The following is a 6,541-nucleotide window of genomic DNA, read 5'->3' on the forward strand; positions in this document are numbered from 1 at the left end:
TCATTGTTCAGTACTACAACCTTAGTTGTAGTGCCCTGCACATTGGTTCGTCTTGTTCAGTTTTCAAAGGTCTTTGTCACTCACTTCTCTCAAGCGACAACTATATTAGTATATCACAGGTGCTTTCGCTTGTCAACACTTTTTTGAAACTTTTTTAATCTTTTTTTCATCAAGTGCCTCAACCGCAACATACCATAGTCCGTACGGGATTCGAACCCGTGTTACCGCCGTGAAAAGGCGGTGTCTTAACCCCTTGACCAACGGACCAGAGTTATTTTCAACTCTTACTATTATACCGACTTTTCAAACTTTGTCAACTACTTTTTCTGTTTTTTTCTTTTTTTTGCATAGCTTCTTACCGAGTACGGATATCAAACTCCTTAAACACAATACGTAAGTCTCTTAATACTCTTTGACGCCCTCGGAAGCGTTCATGTCTTAGGACCCGTTCTAACTCTTCTTGTTTGTCTTTACTTTGTTTACTTCTATAATCTCTTAGTGTCTCATGAAAGAGATAATAATCATCTAGACACAGACCTCCCTCACTGATACGATGACTAATCTCACCTACTTCTTCATAGGGTTCTTTATCATATCTTCGTTTTTGACTTTCTTGCTTACGGATATAGTCTAGAATTCGATTACGGAACTTAGTTTTGAAGTATTTACGTAAGCGTGGAATATCTTCTGCCAACTCTTCTTCTCTACTAATCAATTCATGTAAGCAAATCATACCCTCTTGGTCCCAATCCGATAGATCCCATAAATGAAGGTAATATTCATTTCTACACTTATATACAATGCCTTGGACTTCTTTATACAATTTTTTAATCATAATGTTCCCCTTTCTAGATACAGTTTAACAGATTCAGAAACACTTTTGGCCCATTTCCCCATTCTGTTCCCTACACCGTCTAAACTGCACAAAAAAGAGAGGACACGCCTCTCTTTGGGTTATTTCTCATCATTCATTTTTGACTTTACTTCATCATAGGATAGTGCATGTGATTCCTCTTCTACTGTTTCAGGCATCTTTCCTGTTTCATAAAGAGATTTAATTTGTGTACTATCCAATGTTTCGTATTTCAATAGTGCTTCTGCAATCAACTTGTGAGTTTCACGATTTGACTGAATAATTTCAGCAGCTTTATTTCGTGCCTCATTTAATAATGAACGAACCTCTTCGTCAATTTCATAAGCTGTTTGTTCTGAAATTGATTTTTGAGGACTCTGTGCACCAAACATAGCATGGTTTCCTTCATATTGAACTGGACCAAGTTTTTCACTCATACCGTACTCTGTAACCATTGCACGCGCCATTTGTGTCGCCTGTTCAAAGTCGTTTGAAGCTCCTGTAGTTTGGACATTAAAGATAATTTCTTCGGCTACACGTCCACCCATTAAGCCAGCCAATTGCTCTTTCATATCTTCTTTAGATAGAAGCATTTGATCCTCTTTAGGAAGTGCAATCATATAACCGCCTGCACGACCACGTGGTACGATGGTAACTTTATGCACAACACGAGCATTCGACAAGACTAGACCAACAATGGTATGTCCTGCCTCATGGTAGGCAACCAATTCACGTTCTTTTTGTGAAACTGTCTTATCTTTCTTAGAAGGACCAGCAATAACTCTATCCTCTGCTTCATCAATATCTGAGGCATCAATTATCGATTTATTGCGACGAGCAGCGACTAAAGCCGCTTCATTCAATACATTCTCTAAATCAGCACCAACAAAACCTGGAGTTTGTTGAGCCACTAATTTCAAATCAACATCTTCTGCTAAAGGCTTGTTCTTAGCATGAACTTTCAAGATTGCTTCACGACCCTTAACATCAGGACGGCCAACCAATACTTTTCTATCAAAACGTCCTGGCCTCAAAAGGGCAGGGTCTAGTACATCTGAACGGTTTGTCGCAGCAATGACGATAATCCCTTCATTTCCCTCAAAACCATCCATCTCAATCAAAAGTTGGTTCAAGGTTTGTTCACGTTCGTCATTTCCTCCGCCAAGACCAACTCCACGTTGACGTCCAACAGCATCAATTTCATCGATAAAGATAATAGCTGGTGCTGCTTTTTTGGCATCTTCAAAAAGAGAACGAACACGACTAGCTCCAACTCCGACAAACATTTCTACAAAGTCAGAACCTGAGATACTAAAGAATGGAACACCTGCTTCTCCTGCAACTGCTTTGGCAAGCAAGGTCTTCCCTGTTCCCGGAGGTCCCTCCAAAAGAACACCTGCTGGAATACGGGCTCCAAGTTTTGTAAATCGTTTTGGATCTTTTAAAAATTCAACAACTTCAACTAGTTCTTGTTTTTCTTCCTCAGCTCCAGCAACATCTGAAAATCTTACTTTAATATCTTCTTTATTTGCAGCTTTAGCCTTACTACGTCCAAAACTCATCGGGTTACGGCTATTATTTCCTCCCATATTTCCCATCATAGAGAATAGGAAGAAGAATAGAATACCGAATGGCACAATGGATACAAGAATATTAATCCACATACCACTTGAACTTTCATGCTTAACAGTTACTTCCGCCTTATGGTCAGAAGCAAGTTTTTGCAATTCTGATACTGTAGTATCTGAAGGAAGAATAATACTTGAAAATTTCTCTACTGTTGTAGCAGAAGGAGAAAAGAACTGGATACCTGTTTCTTCTTTACTTGTTTTAGGATTTTTATAAACACCTGAAACTTCGATAACACTGCCATTTGGTTGGTAAGTCAATTCTTTTACATTGTCATCGGTAATTTCTTTTACCAATTCTGTATAATTAATTTGCTCACTTTTCCCTGCAACACTACCTGTACTAAAATACTGGTAAGCTGTAACTAGGAAAAAAATAAGTAATAACCATAGAAAAGGATTTTTAATTAAACCATTATTTTGTTTTTTCATTAAAAATTGTTCTTTCTAATTTGAATATACTTCTTCTTTCAATACTCCAACATAAGGAAGGTTACGATAGTTTTCTTTGTAGTCTAAACCATAACCTACTACAAACTCATTTGGGATAGTAAAGCAGGTATAGTCTGCCTCAATTTCTACAACACGTCCCTCTGGTTTATCCAACAAGGTTGCAATTTTAACAGAAGCAGCCTCTCTTGCTTTAAACATATCTCTTAAACTCTTCAAAGTTTGACCTGTATCAATGATATCTTCTATAAACAGAACATGTCTTCCTTTGATATCTTGAGTCACATCTTGCTTGATATTGATGACACCACTACTTGCTGTTCCACCATGATAGCTAGAAACCATCATGAAGTCCATTTCAATATGTGTGTCGATATGTTTAACCAATTCAGCCATAAAAGGAATAGATCCTTTTAAAATCCCAACTAAAATTGGATTTTTTCCTGCATAGTCTTTAGTGAGTTGAGCACCTAATTTTTTAGCAGCTTCTGTAATTTCATCGTGTGAAACGAGGATTTTTTTAATATCGTTTTCTAACATTTTTTTACCTATCTATTTTTTCTATATAAAGTACAGTGTTCATTATATCATTTTTCGTGTTTTTACTCAAATTACTGGTCGCAATTCCCAAAATTGAGACAATTTCACCAAATTGCTCAATAATCAGAGCAGATTTTCGTTTTTCCATAGGGATTTTCAAATCAATAAATAGACGTCTTAGTTTTTTTCTATGCCCATTTAGAATCAAAAAATCTCCTGTTTTTCGATGACGAATGTGTATAGATGTTTCCCGTGAAACAGGTATTTGTTGAATTGAATCACCTTCTAAAGGAAGTCCAAAGGAAAACAAATATCCTTGGTAAGATACTTGATTTTGATAGTGTAACACAAGTTCATCTTCCTTTTCATCAGCCTGAGGACTGATTTTACAAATCTGAAACTGTTGATACTCTTTTACTAATTCATAACCATTTTTAAGCGGATGACGATACTGGCTTTTAGTTTTTAAAATTTGTCTAACTTCTTCAAACTGAGCTTTTGTGAGATTCAAATCTGGAAAACGATTCAGATAATCTTCAAGTAAAACTCTTTGTGTCGACTCAGAGTAAGACAATAACTGCTCTAAATTTTCCACATCAATATTCTTAGATAATTCAGCTATAGCTAAGTCATAATCTAAAATTTCATTTCCGATACTTAAGATTGCATCTCTAAATCTAGGATTTTCTTTTTCTAATTCTGGTAAATAAGAATTTCGAATACGATTGCGAAAATAATGATTTTCCTGATTTGATATATCTTCAAAGTGAAAAATTGGTGGAAAGTCTTTTTTCTGAAAATGCAAGAAGGGCCGAATGATTTCTATCTCTCCGACTACTTGCTTCTCCTTAATTCCTGATAGATAGCGCAAGCGAGTCCCTCGAATCAAACGCATCAAAATCGTTTCCACCTGATCATCAGCATGGTGGGCAGTGACTAAAGCTGTCGCACCTGTCTTTTTCATGACCTCTTGAAAAAAATCATAACGAAAATGTCGAGCACGCGCTTCTGAAAATTCTCCTGAAAAATTGCTGATATAAATAGGAAGCTCTGCTTCAGCAGCCAACTTCCTTAATTCCTTTTCTTCCCAATCTGATTCAATTCTCTGCTTATGATTAACATGAGCTAAAATCAATTCAATTTCCAACTCTTTTTGATACGTAGATAACACCTTAAATAGAAACATAGAATCTAATCCACCAGAAAGAGCTAGCACCACCTTAGTATGTTTTTTAAAATATTCTCTCTTGAGAAAATGATTTAAAAAATCTTGTTCCCTCATTTTAGAACCTCATAAACATCCTTGGCTATCTTAGAAATCGTATCATAATCAGAATTTTTAGTGAAAATAGAAAGAATAAATGGAGAATCTGCATAGACAACACCAGTATCATGCTTAAATTCATCCGCATCTCCAATTTTATGAGCTACTTTAACAGAAACACCTTTGGCAATTCTCTCATTATCAAAATCTGTTTTAGTCAAAGACTCTAGCACAAATCCATTTTGATTATAAATAGCTTCCATGGCCTTCCCAGCCATCTTAGAAGAAATCAATTTTTCTTTTGAATCCCAATCATCTCCCATAATAGCAGACATCTTGGATTTAAATGTGGCATCAGATTGGTTTGAAATGTAATATCCCAATAGATTATGAGCTACATTGTCCGATTCTTTAGATACTTTCGTTATTAAGTCCTTGAGAGAATACTCTTTATTATCCTCTTTTTTAGGGAGGCTACCACTTCCCTCTGGTTTATAAGAACCTGGAAAATCATTGACTGCAGATACGTATTTTACAGTCGTGTCTAACTGATAAATCCCCTCATTTATTTTTTCTTGCGTATAATAAAGATAAGGGAGTTTCAAAACACTAGCTGCATACATCTTTTCATCTTGATTGATACCAGCTTCTTTTCCAGTAGTTAGTTGCTTAACATAAATAGAGAAATAATCTTTCTGATATTTTTCAGATAACATTTCTTGGACTTTACTTATCCGATTATCTTCTTCAGAAGTTGATTCCTTATCTACCCATCCAGCCTGATCAATATGTAGAAATTCTCTTCCTTCTACAAACATGGTCTTGTCGATCGATACTTGCGAATAAGCTGATAAGGATGATTTCACTTCTTTTAAGTCATAAGGGCTATTATACAGTTTAAAATCAGATTCTAACCATACTTTTTTGATTGTAGGAGTTACCTCTGACTGATCATATAAAAATCGTTTGTCTGCAGCAATAAATTGATGATTTGATAGCTTAAATACCGGAATTCCTTGTTTATTTAAGCGCCACTCGGTTATTTGAAAACTTGTTTGGGGAGTTAATTTTCCAGATTTCACTACTAAATCTTCATTCGCATAAACAGGAACCTCTCCATAAACCATGGGAGAACTTAATTTTTCTCTAAAATAAATACCAAAGTTAGATTGTGAAAGGTAATAAATTTCTTTCGAAGTATAGACTACTTCTTTTTCTGTGCTAACGACTTTTGAAATGGTCAAAAAACTCGGTAACAACAAAATAATTAAGAATTTACGCATTCTTCCTTTCCTTTTCTTCTTGTAAACGCAATAATTGATTTTTATCAGCCAACTCTTCCAGCTTTTCTTCCGATAGACTCAAAAATTGCTCTATTACATCTAATAAATTTTCCATTTTATCACCTTGGGAGCAAGTCAGGAATCGTATAAACAGCTTCCCGATTCTTAGAATAATAATATTTTGCACGCATGTATTTAGCAGCATAATCTTCATCTTTCAACTTTGTGGCAAAAGCTGTCTCTTTCTCCTTTTCCTCACTCAAGGTTTGATACTGAGTTTGCAATTCTGATAACTGTTGACGTCTTTGGAGTAATTGATGATAGCTTTGAGCAAGATTATAAGTTGGTAAAATGAACAATAAAATCATCAAAATAAGAACCCAACCCATGAAACGATTACGTTTTTGTCGTTCTTTCATCAGATAGCGACGACGTTGGTGTTCATTTTGAATAAAAGAATTATTCAATTGTACGATATTTTTAGACATTTTCTTCTACCCGTGTTTCACTGATAATTTCATAC

7 protein-coding genes and 1 tRNA gene are annotated in these 6,541 nt (G+C 35.4%); all 8 read right to left on the reverse strand.

The genetic code is table 11. The annotated features are described in order from the left end of the window. Positions 1-195: 195 nt before the first annotated feature. The 8 genes from ACLNCN_RS02610 to ACLNCN_RS02645 all read right to left on the reverse strand — a co-directional run bounded on the left by ACLNCN_RS02610 (position 196) and on the right by ACLNCN_RS02645 (position 6,506). Positions 196-267 (reverse strand) — tRNA-Glu (locus tag ACLNCN_RS02610). Positions 268-355: 88 nt separating this feature from the next. Then, complete coding sequence (locus tag ACLNCN_RS02615; protein WP_424844556.1) at positions 356-835, reverse strand: sigma-70 family RNA polymerase sigma factor; 480 nt, start codon at positions 833-835, stop codon at positions 356-358. Positions 836-954: 119 nt separating this feature from the next. Then, the gene (ftsH, locus tag ACLNCN_RS02620) at positions 955-2,913 is read right to left on the reverse strand and encodes an ATP-dependent zinc metalloprotease FtsH (protein ID WP_000744566.1); all 1,959 of its coding nucleotides are present in this window, start codon (positions 2,911-2,913) and stop codon (positions 955-957) included. A gap of 15 nt (positions 2,914-2,928) precedes the next feature. After that, complete coding sequence (hpt, locus tag ACLNCN_RS02625) at positions 2,929-3,471, reverse strand: hypoxanthine phosphoribosyltransferase (protein ID WP_049543473.1); 543 nt, start codon at positions 3,469-3,471, stop codon at positions 2,929-2,931. Positions 3,472-3,475: 4 nt separating this feature from the next. Then, on the reverse strand, positions 3,476-4,753 hold the full coding sequence (tilS, locus tag ACLNCN_RS02630; RefSeq protein WP_424844557.1) for a tRNA lysidine(34) synthetase TilS: 1,278 nt from the start codon (positions 4,751-4,753) through the stop codon (positions 3,476-3,478). Then, positions 4,750-6,018, reverse strand: coding sequence for a serine hydrolase (locus ACLNCN_RS02635; RefSeq protein ID WP_001224769.1), 1,269 nt, complete (start codon positions 6,016-6,018; stop codon positions 4,750-4,752). Before ACLNCN_RS02635 ends, tilS begins: the two co-directional genes overlap by 4 nt. Next, entirely contained in the window at positions 6,011-6,133 is a 123-nt protein-coding gene (locus ACLNCN_RS02640; protein ID WP_000429339.1) for an SP_0009 family protein, read from the reverse strand. Before ACLNCN_RS02640 ends, ACLNCN_RS02635 begins: the two co-directional genes overlap by 8 nt. Positions 6,134-6,137: 4 nt before the next feature. Beyond that, positions 6,138-6,506 (reverse strand): septum formation initiator family protein, encoded by a 369-nt coding sequence (locus ACLNCN_RS02645; protein ID WP_049515632.1) that lies wholly within the window; start codon positions 6,504-6,506, stop codon positions 6,138-6,140. Between the last annotated feature and the right edge of the window lie 35 nt (positions 6,507-6,541).

Source organism: Streptococcus sp. CL8.13 (assembly GCF_049737895.1).